Raw genomic sequence first — 23,182 nt, forward strand, 5'->3', positions numbered from 1 at the left:
GTTGAAAACATACCAGTGTTAAGCTGAAGAGGGAGTGACAGTAGTCCATGAAGAAAACGCTTCAGGCTTTGTTTGACCAGCCCATCGTCTCAGTTAAGACGTTAGGAGAACAGTACGACGGACGGGCCAATGATGTGTGGCTGATCTCCTTACAAGACAAAACGGAATATGTGGTGAAATCTCCTAAAATGACAAAAGCAGAAAGTGAATTTGTATATGGGATCAACATGATCTATGGGGTCAATGCCGATATGGGACAAGAGCATCTCGATCAAATCAATGAAAAGCTGGCTCATACGAATTCCTTTCATATTCCGGAAGTTGTTCGTAAAGTGAAGATGGCGGGGAGACATTCTGATGTCATGGAAAAAGTAGAAGGAACACCTTTAACATCTTTTAAGGGACGTTCATCAGATTTCTATATGGATTACGGGAGGAAGCTAGCACATCTTCATTCACATCGAACTCACTCCTTCGGTACTATATACGGAGCAGAAAAGAGACATTTGAGTGAATTCCATGCTCTTTTAAAAAGGGCTGTGCCTAAACTTATAAGCCGCTATTACGCTGATCAGCCTGAATTTCAGTGCTATGGAGAAATGGTGCAGCAAAAGCTAGACCACCTCAGTCCTCCTGATTCAGCCAGTCTCATTTTAATTGATTTAGATCCGTCGCAATATATTGAAAAGTATGATCAAGTGACGAGTCTAGTTGATACGGAATACGTCGTATTTGGACCAGCTGCGTTTGATTTTATTGCATTGGAATACCTTTTGACGAAAGAAGCTGCACACGATGTTCAGTTGGGCTATGAAGAGATTTGCCCGCTTCCTCGTCAGCTTTATGAGGTGAGAGAATGCTACCGTTTTGTTTCGCTGCTTCTTGATATTCATGGCTCGTGGGATATCCAAAAGTGGATGAATCATCCTTCATTTTTTCATTCTAAATAGAAATAGCAGAAAGGGTTCATAAGTGCGCCAGATGCTGGTTTATAGTAAAGTAAAGATAACAAAAGAAACACATGAACTTGCAACCTTTGTTTTAGGAGGAGATTGTGTGCGACACGCATTAATAACAGCGGGTTCTAAGGGACTTGGCAGGAAAGTCACCGAGTCTTTACTGAATATGGGGTATTCTGTGACAGTAAATTATCGAAGTGATGATGAAGCTGTGCGCCAGATGAAAGAAGAATTGCAGCAATATGAAGAGAAGCTTCAATTTGTCCAAGGTGACGTGACAAACAAAGAAGATTTAAAAAATATGGTCGAGCTGGCAGCCGAGCGATTTGGGCGGATCGATGCCTTGATTAACAATGCCGGACCTTATATTTTTGAACGAAAAAAACTAGCGGATTATTCCGAAGATGAATGGTATCAAATGATGGAAGGCAACCTATCTGCTGTGTTCCATTTGTTCCGTATGGTCATCCCAATGATGAGAAAGCAAAGCTTCGGCCGAATTGTCACATATGGCTTTCAAGGCGCAGACCATGCGCCGGGATGGATGCACAGATCAGCCTTCGGAGCAGCAAAAGTGGGGCTGGCGTCACTGACGAAAACCATTGCGATTGAAGAAGCCGAAAATGGCATCACAGCCAATATGGTTTGTCCAGGCAAAATCGTTGGAGACATGAAAGAATCGACAATAGAAGAAGCGCGCCAGATGAAAGACGATGAAACGCCGATTGGCAGGTCTGGTACTGGAGAAGATATCGGGCGCATCATTTCCTTTTTATGCGATGACCGCTCTGATCTGATTACAGGAACCGTTATTGAAGCAACAGGTGGTCTTAACGTCATTCACAGACATTAAGTTTTTCAGTTTTTTATACAGGGAATAGATGAAATGAGATCAAATTCGAAAGGTGGATATACTCACATGAAAGCTACATATCACGGACATTCAGTCGTACACATTGAAACAAACGGATACCATATTTGGATTGATCCATTTTTAAATGGAAATAAGCACACAGATATCAAACCGCAAGATGTCAAAGCGGATGTCATTTTGCTCACGCACGGGCATGGAGATCACGTCGGTGACACCATTGAAATCGCCAAAAACAATGATGCGCTCGTTATTGCTCCATTCGAGCTTGCCACTTATTTAAGCTGGCAAGGGGTGAAAACGCACCCGCTTTCGATTGGAGGCGGACGTGAGTTTGAATTTGGTAAAGTGAAGCTCACTCAAGCGTTCCATGGTTCTGCTATCATTGATGAAGATGCCAAAACGATTACGTATACAGGCATGCCATCAGGTATTCTATTTACCGCAGAGGGCAAAACGATTTATCATGCCGGAGACACTGCACTCTTTTCAGATATGAAGCTGATCGGTGAGCTGAATCATATTGAGCTTGCATTCCTTCCGATCGGTGATAACTTCACGATGGGACCGGACGATGCAAGAATCGCAGCCGAATGGCTTCGGGCGAAGCAAGTCGTGCCAATTCACTACAGCACATTCCCGCCGATTGAGCAGGACCCACATGCATTTGCAGACAGCCTCCATGGCGGCGTCGGTCATGTGTTAAACAGCGGAGAATCGATCGAGATTTAATCAACATAGCAAAAGGTCGGCACTCAAATGCCGGCTTTCAGCGTGTAGACAAACCCTCGCATTCATTGTCAGTCCTGCGTGCTGGTGCTCACGAATGTCAAATTCGCTCCGCGCCAGTACTCGTCCTTCCTTGACTGCAAAGGTTTTCTATCACGCTGAAAAGAAGACAAAGGGCTAAAATAAAAATCATTTTAGCCCTTTGTCAACAATCTGAAAGCCGGCACTCAAATGCCGGCTTTTTTGTTTACATGTATCGCGCTGAAAAAAGACAAATTGCTATTAAAAGCCTCCTGCCCTTATAATGAAAGTTAGATGAAAACGCTGAAAACAAAAAGGGTGAACGGGATTGGCGACAAAGCATGAACAAATTTTATCGTATATTGATTCATTAGAAGTCGGAGAGAAAATTTCAGTCCGGCGTATTGCGAAAGAAATGAAAGTGAGTGAAGGGACCGCTTACCGGGCCATCAAGGATGCTGAAAATAAAGGATTCGTCAGTACCATTGAACGAGTTGGTACCATTCGAATTGAACAGAAGAAAAAAGAAAATATTGAAAAACTGACATATGCAGAAGTGGTCAATGTGATTGACGGACAGGTGCTTGGAGGACGAGCGGGCTTACATAAAACATTAAACAAATTTGTCATCGGAGCGATGGAGCTTGATGCGATGATGCGCTATACGGCAGCTGGAAACCTGCTAATTGTCGGAAACCGGATCAATGCCCACAGACAAGCATTAGAGGCAGGAGCAGCTGTGCTGGTCACGGGCGGCTTCTCAACAGATGATGAAATCATTCAGCTCGCAGATGAGCTTGAGCTGCCGATCTTATCGACAAGCTACGATACATTTACCGTAGCAGCTCTCATTAACCGGGCCATTTATGACCAACTCATAAAAAAAGAGATTGTGCTTGTGGAAGATATTTTAACGCCGATAGAACGAACAGTGTATTTATCACCAGAGGATAAGCTTGAAAAATGGTATGAAAAGAACTATGAAACTGGCCACGGACGCTTTCCGGTCGCAGACGACCAAATGAAAATTCACGGCATTCTCACCTCAAAGGATATCGCGGGGCATGACCGCTCCACACCGATTGAAAAGGTCATGACGAAAAACCCACTGACAGTCATTGGCAAAACCTCTGTCGCTTCTGCTGCTCAAATGATGGTATGGGAAGGCATTGAGGTGCTGCCTGTTGTAGATGATTATGCGAAACTGATTGGAATGATCAGTCGTCAGGACGTGCTGAAGGCGCTTCAAATGATTCAAAAGCAGCCGCAGGTCGGAGAAAAACTGGATGATGTTGTCTCAAGAGGGTTTAAAGAGACCGATACAGAAAAACCAAAGGCAGATGCCGTGTATCAATATGAGGTCACACCACAAATGACAAACCAGCTCGGAAACATTTCATATGGCGTGTTCACGCAAATTTTAATTGAATCCGCCAACCGCTTCTTAAAGTCTCATAAAAAAGGGGAGCTGATTGTCGAAAGTCTCTCTGTCTACTTCTTAAAACCGGTTCAAATGGAATCCACGATACAAATCAAGCCAAATATTTTAGAAGTAGGACGCAAGTTTGGAAAGCTGGAAGTGGAAGTTTATCATCAATCGAATATCGTCGGTAAAGCCATGCTGATGGTGCAGCTCATGGAGAGAGGATAATCTGCTGAAAAAGACAAAGGGCTAAAATAAACATCATTTTAGCCCTTCTCTCTTATTATGCGTGATCTTTTTCGCCTTCCTTTAAAAAGAGCGGAAGGTAATGCTTGTAGGCTTTATATCCAGCCCACGTACTGCCGATACCGACAGCAACAAAAATAAATCCAATGACAAATGCGAGTGACGAGCGGTTTAAAAATAATTGATTCACACCGAAGAGCAGGACAAAGCAGCCAAGTGCCATACTGGATTTCGCCGACCAGAATTTCTTTTCGACTGGGCGGTTCGTACGTACATTCTTTGCTTTGTAGTATAAATAAAACATGGCAGAACAAATAATAAACACAATCAAAACAAGCATGTGCCAAGCCTCCATTGTAAGTGGTTACAACCCTATTTTAAACGTAAATAGGCTTGCTTACTAGAATAAATTGTCTATTTCTCACTTTTCCGTCAGGATAGATTATGATTTAATAATAAAAAGAGTATCGGATAAGAAGGAGTTTTTATGAAAAAAGAACTGATTAGAACCATATCATTATATGACACCATCATCATTCATAGACATGTAAGACCAGATCCTGATGCGTATGGATCGCAGTGCGGCCTTACGGAAATCTTGCGTGCGACCTATCCAGAAAAAAATATTTATGCGACAGGAACCCCGGAGCCAACCCTTTCATTTTTATATGAACTTGATGAGGTGCCGGATGACGTGTACAAAGATGCCCTTGTCATTGTCTGTGATACAGCCAATCAAGCAAGAATTGACGATCAGCGCTATTCAATGGGCGACAAGCTGATGAAAATTGACCATCATCCAAATGAAGATCCTTATGGTGATTTGCTTTGGGTGGATACAGAGGCAAGCTCTGTGAGCGAAATGATTTATGAATTGTATTTAGAGGGGAAAGAAGAAGGATATCAGCTGAATACAAAGGCGGCTGAACTCATTTATGCCGGCATTGTAGGAGACACAGGCCGCTTCCTTTTCCCAAACACGACGAAAAAGACGCTCAAATATGCTGGAGAACTGATTGAATATCCATTTTCATCTTCAGCCCTTTTCAATCAATTGTATGAGACGGATCTCAATGTCGTGAAATTAAATGGCTATATTTTTCAACATATTTCTTTGTCAGAGAATGGGGTCGCTTCTGTTTTCATTAAGCAGGATATTTTGGAATCGTTCCAAACGACAGCGCAGCAAGCCTCACAGCTTGTTGGAACACTTGGAAATATTGCAGGGATTAAGGCATGGGTCTTTTTTGTGGAAGAAAACGATCAGATTCGTGTTAGATTCCGTTCGAAAGGCGTCGTCATTAATACCATTGCGAAAAAATATCATGGCGGCGGCCACCCGCTTGCAGCTGGTGCGTCTATTTATGATTGGGCCGTGGCAGATGAGATTTTGCGTGATTTAGAAGAAGTATGTAAATCATCATCATGAGAGAGGGGGCTTCAAGTCCCCTCTCTCTTTTTTTGTCATGGAGAAAAGGGTTACTTGCATACAGGGATAAACCAGCAGCCGATGTCAGTTGAATCTTCATAGGCTTGGAGATTTTGATGCTTTAATTCTTTTTTAATTAAATGAGCCATCATTTCTGTCTCAGCATAAGCACACATGCCGTCCTTGATCCGGCTTGCTTTGTCTCGTGCCATTTGACGATAGCTATAAACCTCCATTGTCCTCACCTCTTTCTGTTTTAGATCTCGTTCTACTTTTAGTGTATAAAAATTAAGGGGGAAAAGCGATCATTGAGGGCAGAAATTCATAAAAATTCCACATGATCATTTATTCAGCAAATGAAATGCGCACTTCAAGTGAAAGCTTTGTATAAATTGTCAGCTCTGTCACTTTGGCGCGGTATGCCTTTTCCCGAATGGTATATTCTTTGTTTTCGACCGTGCGTTTTAATAATTCCTTTGTTTTATAGACACTTTCAATATCCTTTGTAATAACCTCTGAGATATCCTCCTTGACCTGATCTTCAAATTTTAGCGTATCTGGCTCTGGGATTTTATATTGCTCACGATTGACGAGATGGACATCTACGCTTTGGATCAGCAGCCGCTTCTTATTATCCTCATTTAACTTATGCAAATCTTCCCGATAGAGTGTGATTTGTTCTTTCAGACTGTCCATATGGTGCTGCTGGCTTCTCAGCAGTGTCACCTGCTTTTCCTGAAAGGTTCCGTATGTAAAGAGGAAAATGAGCCAGCTCACAATCGCGCCAAACATCATCCCCGCAAAAAAACGCTGCCAGCCTGGACGTTTGTACAGCTCCGGCACCCTCATGATGACACATGCTCCTGTGTGAGCCACGTGATAATAAGATAACCCGTTTGCGCACCGCCCATGGCAGAGACAATTAATAAAATCTGCTTGAAAATATCACGCGTGTTCCCTTCAAAAATACCTCTTTCAAAGCTATAAACAGCATCAAACGTTCCGCCGATAGCTGCGACAAGCGCCCAAATCTTTAAACGGTTGGCAAGACTCGTAATAATGGATAAAGGCGGCTGACCGGACAAATAAGCACCAACACCGCCTATAATGGCACCACCCAAAATGACCCCAAGTGCAATAAAATAACAGCTAATAAAATTTGGAATAAAAGCTTCCTTCACATCCATTTTGTCCACCTCACTCTATTCAATATATGGTGCGTGCGGGACAAGTATGAACGGACAGAAAAGAAAGAACATTTGTTTCTCATCGCATCGCGTTTTATAATGAAAGAATGACTTTAGACGAAAGGAGTGGATTAAGCATGTCTTATGTTCATCTTCAGGTCCACAGTGGATACAGCTTATTAAGCAGTGCAGCAAAAGTAAAGGAGCTCGTGCTGAAAGCGAAAGAACTTGGCTGCAAGGCGCTCGCTCTTACCGATGACCATGTGATGTATGGAACGGTTGAATTTTATAAGGAATGTAAAAAACATGGCATCAAGCCTGTCATCGGTTTAACAGCTTCTGTCTTCATAGATGAACAAGAGACAGAGGCTTATCCCTTGGTACTCCTTGCCAAAAACAATGAAGGCTACCAAAATTTGATCAAGATCAGCAGTGTGCTGAAATCAAAATCAAAAGCTGGACTGAAAGAGAAATGGCTGAAAAGCTACCACCGCGGGCTCATTGCCATCACACCAGGCGTTTCTGGTTACATTGAAACGCTGCTTCAGCATGATCAGCTAGAAGAAGCGCATGATGCGGCGAAACAATTGAAACATATTTTCGGTGAGGGACATGTATACATCGCACTTCAGCCATTTCAGCAAGACGAATCGCTTACAGGTAAACTGAGGGATGTCTCAAAAAGTGCGGACATTCCTCTTGTTGCGACAGGAGATGTCCACTACATCAACCTGAAAGACAAAACGGCCTATATGTGTTTAAAGGCCATTAAGGCAGGGCAGCAGTTGTCCGAAATTGAGGAAGACCGAGCAGAAAAGCATTTCAGAACCTTTGAAGAAATGAAGGAATGGTATACGCAGGATACGGAGCTGCTATCAAGAACGGTGGAGATCGCAGACCGCTGTGAAGTCGATTTAAATCTTGGGCAGACAAAACTCCCATCCTATCCGACCCCTGATCAATCAACAGCAGATCAGTTTTTACGCAAAGTGTGTGTAGAAGGGATGAAGCAAAGAAAGATTGCTTCAAATGACGCGTATGTGAAAAGACTTGAGTACGAACTGAGCATTATCCAAAAAATGAATTTCAGTGATTATTTTCTCATCGTGTGGGATTTTATGAAGTATGCCCATGACCAAGGCATTGTCACAGGGCCGGGCCGGGGATCGGCAGCAGGCTCACTTGTTGCCTATGTACTGTTTATTACGGATGTTGATCCGCTCCGTCACGGCCTGTTATTTGAGCGTTTCTTAAATCCTGAGCGAATCAGTATGCCAGATATTGATATTGATTTCCCCGATACGAGAAGAGATGAAATCATTTCTTATGTAAAAGACAAATACGGAGACATGCATGTGGCGCAAATTGTCACGTTTGGAACCCTTGCAGCAAAAGCGGCCTTAAGAGATGTCGGACGTGTGATGGGGATTGATTCAAAGGCAGCGGACCGTCTCGCAAAGCTGATTCCATCAAAGCCAGGAACGACGCTGAAAGAAGCGCTAGCTGCATCTCCTGAATTAAAAACAATGCTCCAGCAGTCCGAAGAGCTCAGACAAGTCTTTCAAACTGCTTTAAAGGTAGAAGGCTTGCCAAGACATACCTCGACACATGCAGCCGGCGTTGTGCTGAGCGAGGAGCCGCTGACAGAGATTGTTCCTATTCAAGACGGCCATGATGGTGTGTATTTAACGCAGTATGCGATGAATTATTTAGAAGATCTCGGGCTTTTAAAGATGGATTTCTTAGGACTAAGGAACTTAACCTTAATTGAATCCATTAAAAACCAGATTGAAAGACAGGAAAACGTCCACATTAACTTTAGTGACATTTCATATGAAGATCAGAAAACATTTGAATTGTTATCAGCGGGAGATACAACTGGGATTTTCCAGCTTGAATCACAAGGGATGCGTCAGGTGCTGAGACGCCTTAAGCCCTCTAGTTTAGAAGACATCGTGGCAGTCAATGCCCTCTATCGCCCAGGTCCAATGGAGAATATCCCGCTTTTTATCGATCGAAAGCACGGCAGAGTCAAGGTCTCTTACCCGCATCCTGATTTGTATGACATTTTAAAAGACACATATGGGGTTATCGTCTATCAGGAGCAAATTATGCTGATTGCAGCGAAGATGGCAGGCTTTCAGCTTGGCGAGGCAGATCTATTAAGAAGAGCTGTTTCGAAGAAGGATAAAAAGGTCCTTGATGAAGAGCGGAGCCATTTTGTTGAAGGATGCCTAAAAAAGGAGTATCCTGTTAACATTGCAAATGACGTTTATGACTTAATCGTCAAATTTGCAAACTATGGTTTTAATAGAAGCCATGCTGTTGCATATAGCATGATTGGCTTTCAGCTTGCTTACTTAAAAGCGCATTATCCGTTATATTTTATGTGCGGACTTTTAACGAGTGTGATTGGAAATGAAGACAAAGTCGCTCAATATTTCTATGAGGCAAAGGAAAAAGGGATATCTGTGTTGAAGCCTTCTATTAATAAGAGTGAATTTCCATTTACGGTTGAAAAAGGGGAGATCCGCTACAGCTTAAGAGCGATCAAAAATGTCGGAGTGTCAGCTGTAAAGGATATATACAGGGCAAGACAGGAAAAGCCGTTTGAAGATTTATTTGATTTTTGCGCAAGAGTATCAGCAAAGAGTGTCAACCGAAAAACGATTGAAGCGCTCATTTTTTCAGGGGCGATGGATGAGCTTTATCCAAATCGTGCTTCGTTATTGGCATCAATAGATATTGCATTAGACCACGTGTCATTTTTAAATCCAGATGATCAGCTCGACTTTCTGGGGGATACAACCTTCTCCATTAAGCCAAAATATGCGGAGATAGAAGAATTGCCGCTTGTCGATCTCCTGCAATTTGAAAAAGAGGCACTTGGACTATATTTATCAAATCATCCTGTACAAGCGTACCGAGATCGCTTAAGAGAGAATGGTGCAGTGGACATCATCAGACTTTCTTCCTATATAAAGCGAAAGGTCTCAATGGGTGGTCTTTTGACAAAAGTGAAATCGATTCGAACAAAAAATGGACAATCGATGGCATTTATCACATTTGGGGATGAAACGGGAGAAATGGAAGGCGTCGTCTTTCCAGAGCAATTTAGAAAGCTGTCCCCCTTACTTGAGGAGGGCGCCATGCTTTATGTTGAAGGCAGAATAGATGTCAGAAATGACAGCAGCCAGATCATCGTGCAAGAAGCCGTTCTGCTTGAAGAGATGGGCACACAAAGAAAAGAGTCTGTCTACATTCGAGTGAAAGAAGAAAATCATACGCAGGAGCTGCTAGAGCAAGTAAAGCGGGTGATCTCGATGCACAGCGGAGAAGCAGATGTCTATTTGTATTATGAGAAGCAAAAAAAGACAGTGAGACTTCCAGATGCATACAAAGTTCATGCAGATCATGCTGTCATTTTCCAGTTAAAAGAGCTGCTCGGTGAACAAAACGTTGTGATTAAATGATGACAAATCGCCTGAATATGTTTTACAAATTCACCTATTGTGTTATCATTTTAAAGATTCTGTGTATTTAAAACTGCCAGTATGTGCTTATCAACTTAGCAATTCATTAAATCATTTTCCACTTGAAGGAGTGTTCATCACATGTCATTAAGAGAAGAAGCATTACATATGCACAAAGAGAATCAAGGCAAACTTGAATCAAAATCAAAAGTACAAGTGAAAAATGCGAAAGACTTGAGCTTGGCTTACTCACCTGGTGTTGCAGAACCATGTAAAGATATTTATGACGACACAAGCAAAGTGTATGATTATACAATGAAAGGCAACATGGTCGCTGTTGTCACAGACGGAAGTGCTGTTTTAGGGCTTGGAAATATTGGTGCAGAAGCATCTCTTCCAGTCATGGAAGGAAAAGCTGTATTATTCAAAAGCTTCGCTGGCGTTGATGCCTTCCCAATCGCGCTTGCGACAAACGATGTAGACAAAATCGTTGAAACAGTAAAGCTTCTTGAGCCAACGTTTGGCGGTGTCAACCTTGAAGATATTGCAGCTCCAAACTGCTTCATTATCGAAGAGCGCTTGAAAAAAGAGACAAACATTCCAGTGTTCCACGATGATCAGCACGGAACAGCGATTGTGACAGTAGCTGGACTTGTAAATGCACTGAAACTGTCTGGAAAATCAATGTCCTCTATCAAAGTGGTGGCAAACGGCGCTGGAGCAGCGGGAATTGCGATTATCAAGCTTCTATATCATTTCGGTGTACGTGATATCATCATGTGTGATACAAAAGGCGCAATTTACGAAGGCCGCCCGAACGGTATGAATGCAGTGAAAAACGAAGTGGCTAAATTCACGAACCAAGACCGTAAAGAAGGTTCATTAGAAGAAGTGATTGAAGGCGCTGACGTCTTCATTGGGGTTTCAGCAGCAGGCGCTCTAACAAAAGAAATGGTTGGCAAAATGGCAAAAGATCCTGTCATCTTCGCAATGGCGAATCCTAATCCAGAGATCATGCCAGAAGATGCACATGCAGCAGGCGCAAGTGTTGTAGGAACTGGCCGTTCTGACTTCCCGAACCAAGTAAACAACGTACTGGCATTCCCAGGAATTTTCCGCGGAGCACTAGATGTACGTGCAACCCACATTAACGAAGAAATGAAAATTGCAGCCGTTGAAGCAATTGCTTCTCTTGTTTCAGATGATAAATTGTCAGCTGAATACGTCATCCCTGAACCATTTGATGCACGTGTAGCACCAGCGGTAGCAAAAGCAGTAGCAAAAGCAGCAATGGAAACTGGTGTTGCAAGAATCAAAGTCGACCCAGAAGAAGTCGCTGAAAAAACAAGAAAATTAACGATTATCGGCGAATAATCAATTGGAAAAGTGTGCACGTTCTTTCTGAAATTGGAGGAAAGACGTGCACCATTTCCTCTCATACGCGAAAATTTTTTCATCCGGAATGATATTTTTTTGTAGACGTTCACAATTCACATATATCAACTGCTCAGCGCCCCAAACACATACTCATTTCTCATCAATTCCCCACTGAAAAAATTGAATGAAGGATGACAGCGTTTGACAAAAAAAGTACAATAGTTTCGGTACAGTTATGACATGTCCTATAATAGTGGATGTGCGTGTAAAGAAAAAACCCTTCAAAAAGGGAGGTAGTCATTTGTCAATCAAAAATATTTTCAGTAAAAAGAAAAAATATGCATCTGTACCCTCTGAACAGGCAAGTCAAGATGTGCCTGAAGGCATCATGACCAAATGTCCGCAATGTAAAAAAATAATGCTCACCAAAGAACTAGATAAAAATTTACGTGTTTGCATGAATTGCGGTAGACATTTGCAAATGAATGCAAAACAGCGTATTGACAGCCTTGTTGACGAAGGCACATTTGAAGAATTTAACGGGCATCTGATCTCAGAAAACCCGCTCGGATTCCCAGGCTACGAAGAAAAGCTTGAGAAAGACAGAGAAAAAACGTCTTTGAATGAAGCCATTGTCACAGGTCAAGGTGAAATTGAAGGCAAGCCTGCTGTGATCGCTGTCATGGATGCCACATTCCGTATGGGCAGCATGGGCTCAGTTGTTGGTGAAAAGATCACACTTGCGATCGAGAAAGCAAAAGCGGACAAGGTGCCATTTATCATCTTTACTGCATCTGGCGGAGCGAGAATGCAAGAGGGGATCCTCAGTCTTATGCAAATGGCAAAAACAAGCTCAGCATTAAAGCTGTTCAGCGAGGATCAAGGTTTGATTATCTCTGTGATGACGAACCCAACAACTGGCGGTGTATCAGCTAGTTTCGCGTCTCTTGGTGATTACAACTTTGCAGAACCTGGTGCTTTAATTGGGTTTGCAGGTCGTAGAATCATTGAACAAACCATTCGTGAAGACCTGCCAGAGGACTTCCAAACGGCTGAATTTTTAATGAAGCATGGTCAATTGGATGCTGTCATTCATCGTGCAGAGATGAAAGAAACACTAGGCCGAATCTTAGCATTACACAGCACAGGAGGTGAACGAGAGTGGCTGGAGAACTAGAATTTGAAAAACCTGTCATTGAACTTCGAGCGAAAATTGATGAACTGAAAAAGTTCACACAAAACTCAGAAATGGATTTAAGTGCAGAAATTGAGCGTCTTGAAACACGTCTGAGCAAACTTGAAGCAGACATTTATACAAATTTAAAACCGTGGGACAGAGTACAGATTGCTCGTCATGCGATGCGCCCAACAACTCTCGATTACATTCAAGAGCTGTTTGACAACTTTTTCGAGTGTCACGGTGACCGTTTTTATGGCGATGATGAAGCGATCGTTGGAGGAATTGCCACGTTTAAAGGGCTTCCTGTCACGGTGATTGGCCATCAGCGCGGTAAAGATACAAAAGAAAACTTGCGCCGTAATTTCGGAATGCCTCATCCAGAAGGCTACCGTAAAGCGCTGCGCTTGATGAAACAAGCAGATAAATTTAATCGCCCGATCATTTGTTTTATTGATACAAAAGGAGCTTATCCTGGTAAAGCAGCTGAAGAACGCGGGCAAAGTGAAGCAATTGCGAAAAACCTATTCGAAATGGCAGGACTTCGTGTACCGGTTGTCTGTATTGTCATTGGAGAAGGCGGAAGTGGCGGCGCACTAGGCTTAGGCGTAGGAAACCACCTATACATGCTAGAGAATTCAACGTATTCAGTGATTTCACCTGAAGGTGCAGCAGCACTGCTCTGGAAGGACTCATCACTTGCGAAAAAAGCTGCAGAATCAATGAAAATTACGGCTCCAGACCTAAAAGAATTAGATATTATAGATGATGTTATTAAAGAAGTGCAAGGTGGAGCACACCGAGACGTGAAACAACAAGCAGCCTACATTGAAAAAACATTAAAACAGTCACTTACATCTTTGCTCAAACTAACACCTGAAGAACTAGTCGAACAAAGATATCAAAAATACAAAGCAATCGGGAAAGTATCGGTTGAAAATCAATATATTGGGGTAAACTAAATAAACGTACAGCCTTTTTGGCTGGCGTTTATTTTTTTTCATCCTTTTTCATGAAAACCGACCTCATGTAAGCGCTATTTGAAAATAATTTTCTTTTGTTTTCATAAAGTTTGAAACGTCTGAAAACCCTGATACGGTGGGCTTTAGAAGGCTGGATATTCCTCGCTTTTGAAAGAATTGCTTTCATGACTTTCTTAACTTTTGTTTAAAAACGGTTTATTTAATTGTATAATAAGTACGGTTTTAGAAATACGTATTGAAAACATCCGGTTTTGCTCATGATTGTTTTCAAGCAGTGGAAATGGTATGTTTAATTCATATATGGTCTCTGAGGTGAAAAAGATGAAGCGTATAGGAGTTTTAACGAGCGGTGGGGATTCCCCAGGAATGAATGCAGCTGTGCGCGCAGTTGTAAGGAAAGCGATTTACCATAATGTTGAAGTTTACGGTATTTATAATGGATATTCAGGTCTAATTAACGGTAAAATTGAGAAACTTGAAATAGGTTCAGTTGGCGATATCATTCATCGTGGAGGAACAAAACTTTACACGGCAAGATGCCCTGAATTCAAGACAGTTGAAGGTCGTGAAAAAGGCATTGAGAACTTAAAAAAATTCGGTATTGAAGGACTTGTTGTGATTGGCGGAGACGGTTCATTCATGGGAGCGAAGAAATTAACTGAGCTCGGTTTTCCATGTGTAGGTGTCCCGGGTACAATCGACAACGATATCCCAGGTACTGATTTCACTATTGGCTTTGATACAGCACTGAATACAGTCATTGACGCCATTGATAAAATTCGTGATACAGCCACATCTCATGAACGTACATACGTAGTGGAAGTAATGGGAAGACATGCTGGTGATATTGCTCTTTGGTCAGGTCTTGCAGGCGGAGCCGAATCTATTTTGATTCCTGAAGCAGACTATGACATGGATGAAATTATCGCGAGATTAAGAAGAGGGCACGAGCGCGGCAAGAAGCACAGTATCATCATCGTCGCAGAAGGCGTAGGCAGCGGTGTTGAATTTGGTAAGCGGATTGAAGAGGAGACAAGCCTTGAAACCCGTGTATCTGTCTTAGGACATATTCAGCGCGGAGGTTCTCCAAGCGCATTTGACCGAGTACTCGCAAGCCGTTTAGGAGCATACGCAGTAGAACTTCTTCTTGAAGGAAAAGGCGGACGCTGTGTGGGCATTCAAAGCAACGAACTCGTTCACCACGATATTTTAGATATCTTAGATAAAAAACATACAGTCGATCAAAATATGTACCGACTTTCACAAGAGCTCTCTATATAAAACGAGAAGACCTTAGGAGGAACAGTAATGAGAAAGACAAAAATCGTTTGTACAATCGGTCCAGCAAGTGAAACTATTGAAAAGCTGACTGAATTGATTGAAGCAGGAATGAATGTAGCCAGACTAAACTTCTCTCATGGAGATTTTGAAGAGCATGGTGCACGCATTGAAAACATTCGTAAAGCAGGTAAAACATTAGGCAAGGACATTGCGATCCTTCTTGATACAAAAGGTCCAGAGATCCGTACACGCACAGTTGAAAACGGCTCAATTGAGCTAGTCGCTGGTGCAGATCTTATCGTAAGTATGGAAGACATTGTTGGAAATACGGAAAAAATTAGTGTGACGTATGAAGAGTTAATTCATGATGTAGAAGTAGGCTCAACGATTCTATTAGATGATGGTCTTATTGGTTTAGAAGTGAAAGAAATTAACATGGACCGCAAAGAAATCGTCACAAAGGTCATGAATACAGGCACGCTCAAAAACAAAAAAGGTGTAAACGTACCAGGTGTAAGTGTGAACCTGCCAGGTATTACAGAAAAGGATGCCAATGATATTCTGTTCGGAGTTGAACAAGGCGTCGATTTCATCGCAGCTTCTTTTGTGAGACGAGCTTCTGATGTTCTTGAAATTCGTGAGCTTCTTGAAAAGAATAACGCAGCTGACATTCAAATCATTCCTAAGATTGAAAACCAAGAGGGTGTTGATAACATCGATGAAATCCTTGAGGTATCAGACGGTTTGATGGTTGCACGTGGAGATCTTGGTGTAGAGATCCCGGCAGAAGAAGTACCACTTGTTCAAAAAATGCTGATCAAAAAATGCAATCGCTTAGGCAAACCAGTCATCACAGCGACCCAAATGCTTGATAGCATGCAGCGTAATCCTCGTCCAACTCGTGCGGAAGCAAGTGACGTGGCAAATGCCATTTTTGATGGCACAGATGCGATTATGCTTTCTGGTGAAACAGCAGCAGGAACATATCCAGTAGAAGCTGTACAAACGATGCATAACATTGCATCACGTTCAGAAGATGCACTCAACTATAAAGCCATTCTTTCTCGCAGAAGCGAAGAAGTAGATGTCAGCATTACAGATGCCATCGGTCAATCTGTTGCACATACAGCGATGAAGCTTGACGTTGCAGCGATTGTGACACCTACGGAAAGCGGTCATACAGCGAGAATGATTTCAAAATATAGACCAAAAGCACCAATCGTAGCAGTTACAGCAAACGAATCAGTTGCGAGAAAGCTATCTCTTGTATTCGGTGTATTTGCAAAGAGCGGCTCAAAAACGACGTCTACTGATGAAATGCTTGAGAATGCAGTCGAGAAATCGATTGAAACAGGCTACGTGAGACATGGCGATTTAATCGTTATTACAGCTGGTGTGCCAGTTGGTGAAACAGGTACAACAAACTTAATGAAAGTTTATGTTGTCGGTGACATCATTGCGAAAGGTCAAGGAATTGGCCGTAAATCTGCATTTGGACCGGTTGTCATTGCGCAAAGCGGAAAAGAAGCAGAGGAAAAAATGTATGATGGTGCAATTCTTGTTGCAAACTGTACAGACCGTGATATGATGGGTGCTTTAGAAAAAGCATCTGCCCTGATCACTGAAGAAGGCGGACTAACAAGCCATGCAGCAGTCGTTGGACTTAGCCTTGGCATTCCAGTGATTGTAGGTCTTGATGGTGCAACAACACTGCTAAAAGAAGGCGAAGAGATTACAGTAGATCCGGCACGCGGAGCGATCTACAAAGGCCGTGCAAGCGTCCTTTAATTGATACACACGAGGGGAGTTGTCTGACTCCTCTCTTTTTTTATGTTACACTAAAAAAGTAAAACAGCTTTCGGGTGAAAGATACCCCATGAGGTGATATGGCTTGAAAAAATATTTGCTACTATTATTGATTCTGTTCCCTGCCGTGGAAATCAGTTTATTTTTAATATCAAGTAAAATCATTGGCATTTTGCCAACGATGCTGATGATCGTACTCACGAGTGCATTAGGTGCTTATTTTGCAAGAAAACAAGGAATCGAAGCTTTTCAAAAAGTGCAAAGAGATTTACAATATGGCAAAATGCCAGGGGTAGCGATTGTCGATGGTTTTTGCATTCTAATCGGCGGTCTGCTGCTACTCATTCCCGGCTTCTTATCAGATATCATCGGTGCGCTGCTGCTCATTCCGATGACGAGAAAGCAAATCAAGCCGCTTTTTGAACGCTGGCTCAGAAACATGTCTAATCGCAGTCGCTATACAATTATTCGCTAAAGAGACCTTGAGCTGAAGGTCTCTTTTACTTTTGCATGCCGTACCGAATGTACTGATAGATATCCCTGAAAACACCTGCATTACGAAATGCTTGCCACACGACAAGGGAAGCAGGGCCAATGACGAGTCCGAGGAAACCCAACCATTTTAACCCGACAAATAGCGCCACAAGCGTGGCTAAAGGATTAAGCCCAATGGATTTGCTTAAGACTTTTGGCTCTGATATTTGTCTTTGAATGAGCACGACAATATACAAAATGCCGAGCCCGATGGCGAGTGAAAGGTTTCCTGTCATGGCGGAGTAAATGATCCACGGCAGAAAAACGGTGCCGCTCCCGATATAAGGAAGTAAATCGACAAACCCAATACATAAAGCAATGACAAGGGCGTGCTCGACTTTTAAGATGATCAGTCCAATGATGACAAGGCCGATGGTCATCGCAACAAGCAAAAGCTGCGCCTTCATAAAACCGGTAATGGCTTTTTTGATTTCAGATAAAATGGCTCGTGTATGCTGCATCCATTTTGCGGGAAAGATACGAGAACCATATTTTTTTAATGTAAACCAATCTTTCGTGATAAAAAAAGTCGCCAATGCAGAAAACAAAAGGGTTGCGGCTGCATCAGGCAAAAGACCTAAAAAAGCCGGGATGAGCTCGAGTGTTTTTGAAAGAAAAGTCCCTATTTTTGCGGCAGCTTCATCGCCTAGCGCTTGGATTTGTCCCAAAATCGATTCCTTTTGACCAGCTTGCAGTGTATTAAATTGGGCGGTTACATCATGGTACAAAGGCAGGATCTTATCTGTAAAAAACTGTTCCACAATCCCAATCATGCGATCAAGGTGACCAGGCAGAACCTTTGCCAAATAAGCACTTCCTGAAATGATTTCTGCTACTAAGAGTGTGATGAAACCGGCTGCTACTACTAAAAAGAGCAGTAGTACAATGACGACAACAAATCCTCTCGGCATTCCGGTGATCTCTTCTATTTTGCATACAGCAGGGTGAATCAGGCAGGATACAATAAGTGCAATCCAAAAAGGATATAAAAAAGAAAAAGACTGATATAAAAAGACAACCGCAAAAACAGCAATGCTGATCATCATCAAACTTCGTAGAAAAATGGCCATATAGGTGTGATTCACACAATCCCCTCCAAAAAACAAGCATGTCCGATACTTCATTTTATTCAAAAAGATTAGTAATATGAAAAGGTCGCAATAAAAAGAAAGGAAGGGGCGGCGTATGTTTACTCAAGCAAATTTATTTTTGGTTCTTTTACTCGTTATTGCACTTATTGCAAAAAACAATTCATTAATTTTAGCGGTTTCTGTGCTCATTGGGATTAAGCTGATTGGTTTGGATCAAAAATTTTTCCCAGTTCTTCAATCGAAGGGCATCAATTGGGGCGTCACCGTCATTACAATTGCTGTGCTTGTTCCTATTGCAACAGGTGACATTGGATTTAAGCAGCTTGGAGAAGCCATGAAATCTTCTTATGCTTGGATTGCACTTGGAGCGGGTATATTAGTAGCATTAATCGCAAAAAATGGTATTGTGCTACTCGAAAATGATCCGCATATCACAGCAGCGCTTGTGTTCGGGACGATTTTGGCAGTCAGCTTATTTAAAGGGGTAGCTGTCGGTCCGCTGATCGGAGCAGGAATTGCTTATTTGGCGATGCAGGCTGTGAAATTTTTCAGCGGTTGAAAAGAGAGTGGTTCATGCCACTTTCTTTTTTATTTTTTTCTTGCGTGAGCTTTTGCAAAAAAACATAATTAAATATAATAAAAGAAGCAAAATCCCTTTATTCCATGCCTGATATGGAAGACTGGAAAAAAAAATATCAAAAAAAATTATAGTTAAACATTTAACAAATGTCTGATTATTGTTTATAATGGGAATAGGCTTAATTTTGAACTCATTGATCACACAAGAGATATGAGGCTAAAAGCGCTCTAACCGTATAGGTAAATGTAAGCATTTTCTTTTTTGAACGTGCCGACTTATTCGGATTGGATAGCGCTTTCAAAAAGCGAGAATTCTGCAACGAAGGGGAATCTTTTTAAAAAGGGGAGATTGAACATGACAGCAACAAGAGGTCTTGAAGGTATCGTGGCAACAACTTCATCCGTAAGCTCAATTATTGATGATACTCTTACTTATGTAGGGTACAATATCGATGATTTAACTGAAAAAGCTACATTCGAAGAAATTGTCTACCTGTTATGGCACTTAAAGCTGCCGAATGAGCAAGAGCTGAGTGAGTTAAAACAGCAGCTCAACGAAAATGCTCACATTCCGCAAGAAATCATTGAGCACTTTAAATCGTATTCGCTGGATGGGGTTCATCCAATGTCTGCGATTCGTACAGCGGTATCCTTACTAGGATTACTTGATGACGAATCAGAGATTATGGACAAAGAAGCAAATTACAGAAAAGCCATTCGCTTACAGGCGAAAATTTCTGGACTAGTCGCTGCGTTTTCACGCATTCGTAAGGGACTTGAGCCTGTACAGCCAAAAGAAGAATACAGCTATGCTGCGAACTTCTTGTATATGCTAAATGGCGAAGAGCCGTCACCAGTAGAAATTGAGGCAATTGATAAGGCACTCATTCTACATGCTGATCATGAATTAAACGCATCGACATTTACAGCGCGTGTATGTGTTGCTACACTATCAGATATCTACTCTGGTGTAACAGCGGCTATCGGTGCGCTGAAAGGACCACTTCATGGCGGAGCCAACGAAGGCGTGATGAAGATGCTTTCAGAAATTGGCGAAGTTGAAAACGTAGATTCCTATATTCATGGTAAGCTAGAGAAGAAAGAAAAAATTATGGGCTTTGGCCACCGCGTATACCGTCAAGGTGACCCGCGTGCAAAGCATCTAAAAGAAATGAGCCAGCGTTTAACAAACCTGACTGGCGAGCCGAAATGGTATGAAATGTCTGTTCGCGCAGAGGAAATCGTGACATCAGAGAAGAATCTTCCACCAAATGTTGATTTTTATTCTGCATCTGTATATCACAGTCTTGGGATTGATCATGACTTGTTTACACCAATTTTCGTGATCAGCCGATTCTCTGGATGGATTGCTCACATTTTAGAGCAGTATGACAACAATCGTCTCATCCGTCCAAGAGCTGACTACATTGGACCTGATCTTCAAACGTTTGTTCCGATCAGTGAAAGAGACTAATGTTTATAGAATAAGCGGGGGCTGATCCTCACGAAGGCCAATCAGCCTCTAGATCAACAAAAAACGAATCACGTGAAAAACTTCTTCGCTTGCAGACATCAAGCCAAGAAGTTTCAAATATTCACTACATAACCTGGGAGGTAATATCATTGTCACAAGGCGAAAAAATTACAGTTACTGGCGGCGTATTGAATGTACCAAATAATCCAATCATCCCGTTTATCGAAGGGGACGGAATCGGTCCTGACATTTGGAAAGCAGCATCAAGAGTACTTGAAGCCGCTGTAGAAAAAGCATATAAAGGTGAAAAGCAAATCACTTGGAAAGAAGTATATGCCGGTGAGAAAGCTTACAATAAAACTGGAGAATGGCTTCCTGAGCAAACACTTGAAGACATTCGTGAATACTTAATCGCAATCAAAGGACCACTGACAACACCAATCGGCGGAGGAATCCGTTCATTAAACGTGGCACTTAGACAAGAGCTTGATCTATTCACATGCTTACGTCCAGTTCGCTGGTTCAAAGGCGTACCGTCTCCTGTGAAACGTCCAGAAGACACAGATATGGTCATCTTCCGTGAGAATACAGAAGATATCTATGCTGGTATCGAGTATGCACAAGGATCAGACGAAGTGAAGAAGTTAATTGACTTCTTGAAAAACGAATTAGGTGTAAACAAAATCCGTTTCCCAGAAACATCAGGTATCGGAATCAAGCCAGTTTCTGAAGAAGGAACTTCTCGCCTTGTCAGAGCGGCTATCCAATATGCAATCGACCAAGGCCGTAAGTCTGTGACACTTGTTCACAAAGGAAACATCATGAAATTCACAGAAGGTGCCTTCAAAAACTGGGGCTACGAAGTGGCTGAAAAAGAGTTTGGCGACAAGGTCTTTACATGGGCACAATATGATCGTATTGTAGAACAAGATGGAAAAGATGCGGCAAATAAAGCGCAAAGTGAAGCAGAAGCTGCTGGCAAAATTATTGTCAAAGACAGCATTGCAGATATTTTCCTTCAACAAATCCTAACTCGTCCAGCTGAGTTCGATGTTGTGGCAACAATGAACTTAAACGGAGATTACATCTCTGATGCTCTTGCAGCACAAGTAGGTGGAATTGGTATCGCACCAGGTGCGAACATCAACTACGAAACAGGACACGCTATTTTTGAAGCGACTCACGGAACAGCACCAAAATATGCTGGTCTTGATAAAGTGAACCCATCTTCTGTTCTTCTATCAGGCGTGCTTTTACTTGAGCACCTTGGCTGGCAGGAAGCAGCTGATCTAGTGATTCAATCTGTTGAAAATACAATTGCATCAAAAGTCGTCACTTACGATTTTGCTAGATTAATGGATGGCGCAACAGAAGTGAAATGTTCTGAGTTTGCTGACGAGCTCATCAAAAACTTGTCTTGATTCTTAAACTTTAAAGTTAAAGGGGAAAAAGGAAATGGCAAACAAGCGTAAAAAAGTATCTGTTATCGGAGCAGGCTTTACTGGAGCAACTACAGCATTTCTAACGGCTCAAAAAGAATTAGCGGACGTCGTATTAGTCGATATCCCGCAGCTTGAGAACCCAACAAAAGGGAAAGCACTTGATATGCTGGAAGCAAGTCCTGTTCAAGGCTTCGATGCAAACATTACAGGAACTTCTAACTACGAAGATACAGCCGGTTCTGATGTCGTGGTCATTACGGCGGGAATTGCAAGAAAGCCGGGAATGAGCCGTGACGATCTCGTGTCAACAAATGAAAAAATCATGCGCAGTGTGACACGCGAAATCGTTAAATATTCTCCAGAAACAATCATTGTTGTATTAACAAACCCTGTTGATGCAATGACGTATGCAGTTTATAAAGAATCAGGATTACCAAAAGAAAAAGTCATTGGACAATCGGGCATTCTTGATACAGCACGTTTCCGTACGTTCGTTGCTCAAGAATTAAACCTATCTGTTAAAGACGTGACGGGCTTTGTGCTTGGTGGACATGGCGATGACATGGTTCCTCTTGTTCGTTACTCTTATGCAGGCGGTATCCCGCTTGAAACATTGATTCCTAAAGAGCGAATTGATGCAATTGTTGAAAGAACAAGAAAAGGCGGCGGCGAAATCGTGAACCTATTAGGTAACGGTAGTGCATATTATGCTCCTGCTGCTTCACTAGTTGAAATGGTTGAGGCGATCCTTAAAGATCAGCGCCGCGTCATGCCGACGATTGCTTACCTTGAAGGTGAATATGGCTACGAAGGCATTTACCTAGGTGTACCAACAATCGTAGGTGGAAACGGCCTTGAGCAGATCATCGAGCTTGAGCTGACAGAAGAAGAAAGAAGTCAGCTTGACCGTTCTGTTGAATCTGTTAAGAATGTCATGAAAGTATTGTCTTAATATGAATAAAAAAGAAGGCTTCTCTGATGAGGAGTCTTCTTTTTGTTTACAAAACAAATCTTGTCGAAATTTTAAATTGTTCTCTTGTTAAGCTTTCGTTAAAATGAAAGAGAAAGCATGACTTCTCGCTTTTCACATAAGATACAAA

The 23,182-nt window shown here is 42.2% G+C and carries 21 protein-coding genes; 16 read left to right on the forward strand and 5 right to left on the reverse strand.

Going from position 1 to position 23,182, the window contains the following annotated elements; translation table 11 throughout:
* The first annotated feature begins 47 nt into the window (after positions 1-47).
* The 4 genes from MHH40_RS16170 to MHH40_RS16185 all read left to right on the forward strand — a co-directional run bounded on the left by MHH40_RS16170 (position 48) and on the right by MHH40_RS16185 (position 4,231).
* Positions 48-950, forward strand: coding sequence for an aminoglycoside phosphotransferase family protein (locus MHH40_RS16170; protein ID WP_340901322.1), 903 nt, complete (start codon positions 48-50; stop codon positions 948-950).
* A gap of 106 nt (positions 951-1,056) precedes the next feature.
* Positions 1,057-1,812 (forward strand): SDR family oxidoreductase, encoded by a 756-nt coding sequence (locus MHH40_RS16175; RefSeq protein ID WP_050943582.1) that lies wholly within the window; start codon positions 1,057-1,059, stop codon positions 1,810-1,812.
* Between the two features lie 66 nt (positions 1,813-1,878).
* Complete coding sequence (locus tag MHH40_RS16180) at positions 1,879-2,562, forward strand: metal-dependent hydrolase (RefSeq protein ID WP_321999455.1); 684 nt, start codon at positions 1,879-1,881, stop codon at positions 2,560-2,562.
* A 346-nt stretch (positions 2,563-2,908) separates the two neighbouring features.
* Complete coding sequence (locus tag MHH40_RS16185) at positions 2,909-4,231, forward strand: CBS domain-containing protein (protein ID WP_003216834.1); 1,323 nt, start codon at positions 2,909-2,911, stop codon at positions 4,229-4,231.
* Between the two features lie 55 nt (positions 4,232-4,286).
* Here MHH40_RS16185 and MHH40_RS16190 read toward each other — a convergent pair whose 3' ends face one another.
* Positions 4,287-4,589 (reverse strand): YtpI family protein, encoded by a 303-nt coding sequence (locus MHH40_RS16190; RefSeq protein ID WP_003216665.1) that lies wholly within the window; start codon positions 4,587-4,589, stop codon positions 4,287-4,289.
* Between the two features lie 147 nt (positions 4,590-4,736).
* On the opposite strand from MHH40_RS16190, the gene MHH40_RS16195 reads away from it, so the two are divergent.
* Positions 4,737-5,678 carry a DHH family phosphoesterase gene (locus MHH40_RS16195; RefSeq protein WP_050943584.1) on the forward strand — a complete coding sequence of 314 codons (942 nt, stop codon included), beginning with the start codon at positions 4,737-4,739 and terminating at the stop codon, positions 5,676-5,678.
* 50 nt (positions 5,679-5,728) lie between these two features.
* Here MHH40_RS16195 and MHH40_RS16200 read toward each other — a convergent pair whose 3' ends face one another.
* From MHH40_RS16200 to MHH40_RS16210, 3 genes are all read right to left on the reverse strand, one after another.
* Positions 5,729-5,914 (reverse strand): hypothetical protein, encoded by a 186-nt coding sequence (locus tag MHH40_RS16200; RefSeq protein ID WP_003216400.1) that lies wholly within the window; start codon positions 5,912-5,914, stop codon positions 5,729-5,731.
* Between the two features lie 109 nt (positions 5,915-6,023).
* Positions 6,024-6,527 carry a sporulation membrane protein YtrI gene (gene ytrI / locus MHH40_RS16205; RefSeq protein ID WP_003216226.1) on the reverse strand — a complete coding sequence of 168 codons (504 nt, stop codon included), beginning with the start codon at positions 6,525-6,527 and terminating at the stop codon, positions 6,024-6,026.
* Positions 6,524-6,865, reverse strand: a complete 342-nt coding sequence (locus MHH40_RS16210; protein ID WP_034661856.1) for a YtrH family sporulation protein — start codon at positions 6,863-6,865, stop codon at positions 6,524-6,526. Before MHH40_RS16210 ends, ytrI begins: the two co-directional genes overlap by 4 nt.
* A 137-nt stretch (positions 6,866-7,002) precedes the next feature.
* On the opposite strand from MHH40_RS16210, the gene dnaE reads away from it, so the two are divergent.
* The 7 genes from dnaE (at position 7,003) to MHH40_RS16245 (ending at position 17,437) form a co-directional block, all read left to right on the forward strand.
* Complete coding sequence (dnaE, locus tag MHH40_RS16215; protein ID WP_050943585.1) at positions 7,003-10,338, forward strand: DNA polymerase III subunit alpha; 3,336 nt, start codon at positions 7,003-7,005, stop codon at positions 10,336-10,338.
* Between the two features lie 141 nt (positions 10,339-10,479).
* Entirely contained in the window at positions 10,480-11,712 is a 1,233-nt protein-coding gene (locus MHH40_RS16220; RefSeq protein ID WP_050943586.1) for an NAD(P)-dependent malic enzyme, read from the forward strand.
* Positions 11,713-12,016: 304 nt separating this feature from the next.
* A complete protein-coding gene (gene accD, locus MHH40_RS16225) occupies positions 12,017-12,892 on the forward strand; it encodes an acetyl-CoA carboxylase, carboxyltransferase subunit beta (RefSeq protein ID WP_050943587.1) in 876 nt (291 codons plus the stop codon).
* Complete coding sequence (accA, locus tag MHH40_RS16230) at positions 12,877-13,854, forward strand: acetyl-CoA carboxylase carboxyl transferase subunit alpha (protein WP_003216264.1); 978 nt, start codon at positions 12,877-12,879, stop codon at positions 13,852-13,854. The genes accD and accA overlap by 16 nt, the downstream gene beginning before the upstream one ends.
* 342 nt (positions 13,855-14,196) lie before the next feature.
* Positions 14,197-15,156 (forward strand): 6-phosphofructokinase, encoded by a 960-nt coding sequence (gene pfkA, locus MHH40_RS16235; RefSeq protein WP_012010865.1) that lies wholly within the window; start codon positions 14,197-14,199, stop codon positions 15,154-15,156.
* Between the two features lie 27 nt (positions 15,157-15,183).
* Positions 15,184-16,944, forward strand: a complete 1,761-nt coding sequence (gene pyk, locus MHH40_RS16240; RefSeq protein ID WP_050943588.1) for a pyruvate kinase — start codon at positions 15,184-15,186, stop codon at positions 16,942-16,944.
* Positions 16,945-17,047: 103 nt separating this feature from the next.
* Positions 17,048-17,437: an FxsA family protein gene (locus MHH40_RS16245; RefSeq protein WP_003216718.1), complete on the forward strand. Its 390-nt coding sequence runs from the start codon at positions 17,048-17,050 to the stop codon at positions 17,435-17,437.
* A 25-nt stretch (positions 17,438-17,462) separates the two neighbouring features.
* Here MHH40_RS16245 and ytvI read toward each other — a convergent pair whose 3' ends face one another.
* Positions 17,463-18,581 (reverse strand): sporulation integral membrane protein YtvI, encoded by a 1,119-nt coding sequence (ytvI, locus tag MHH40_RS16250; RefSeq protein ID WP_050943589.1) that lies wholly within the window; start codon positions 18,579-18,581, stop codon positions 17,463-17,465.
* A 100-nt stretch (positions 18,582-18,681) separates the two neighbouring features.
* Here ytvI and MHH40_RS16255 point away from each other — a divergent pair, with 100 nt between their 5' ends.
* The 4 genes from MHH40_RS16255 to mdh all read left to right on the forward strand — a co-directional run bounded on the left by MHH40_RS16255 (position 18,682) and on the right by mdh (position 23,034).
* Positions 18,682-19,146 carry a DUF441 domain-containing protein gene (locus MHH40_RS16255; protein ID WP_050943590.1) on the forward strand — a complete coding sequence of 155 codons (465 nt, stop codon included), beginning with the start codon at positions 18,682-18,684 and terminating at the stop codon, positions 19,144-19,146.
* Positions 19,147-19,521: 375 nt separating this feature from the next.
* Complete coding sequence (gene citZ, locus MHH40_RS16260; RefSeq protein ID WP_008346063.1) at positions 19,522-20,640, forward strand: citrate synthase; 1,119 nt, start codon at positions 19,522-19,524, stop codon at positions 20,638-20,640.
* Between the two features lie 149 nt (positions 20,641-20,789).
* A complete protein-coding gene (gene icd, locus MHH40_RS16265) occupies positions 20,790-22,061 on the forward strand; it encodes an NADP-dependent isocitrate dehydrogenase (protein WP_003216780.1) in 1,272 nt (423 codons plus the stop codon).
* 34 nt (positions 22,062-22,095) lie between these two features.
* A complete protein-coding gene (gene mdh / locus MHH40_RS16270; protein WP_003216833.1) occupies positions 22,096-23,034 on the forward strand; it encodes a malate dehydrogenase in 939 nt (312 codons plus the stop codon).
* Positions 23,035-23,182 lie beyond the last annotated feature (148 nt).

This window comes from Bacillus sp. FSL K6-2431, assembly GCF_038005165.1.
Taxonomy (GTDB): domain Bacteria; phylum Bacillota; class Bacilli; order Bacillales; family Bacillaceae; genus Bacillus; species Bacillus pumilus.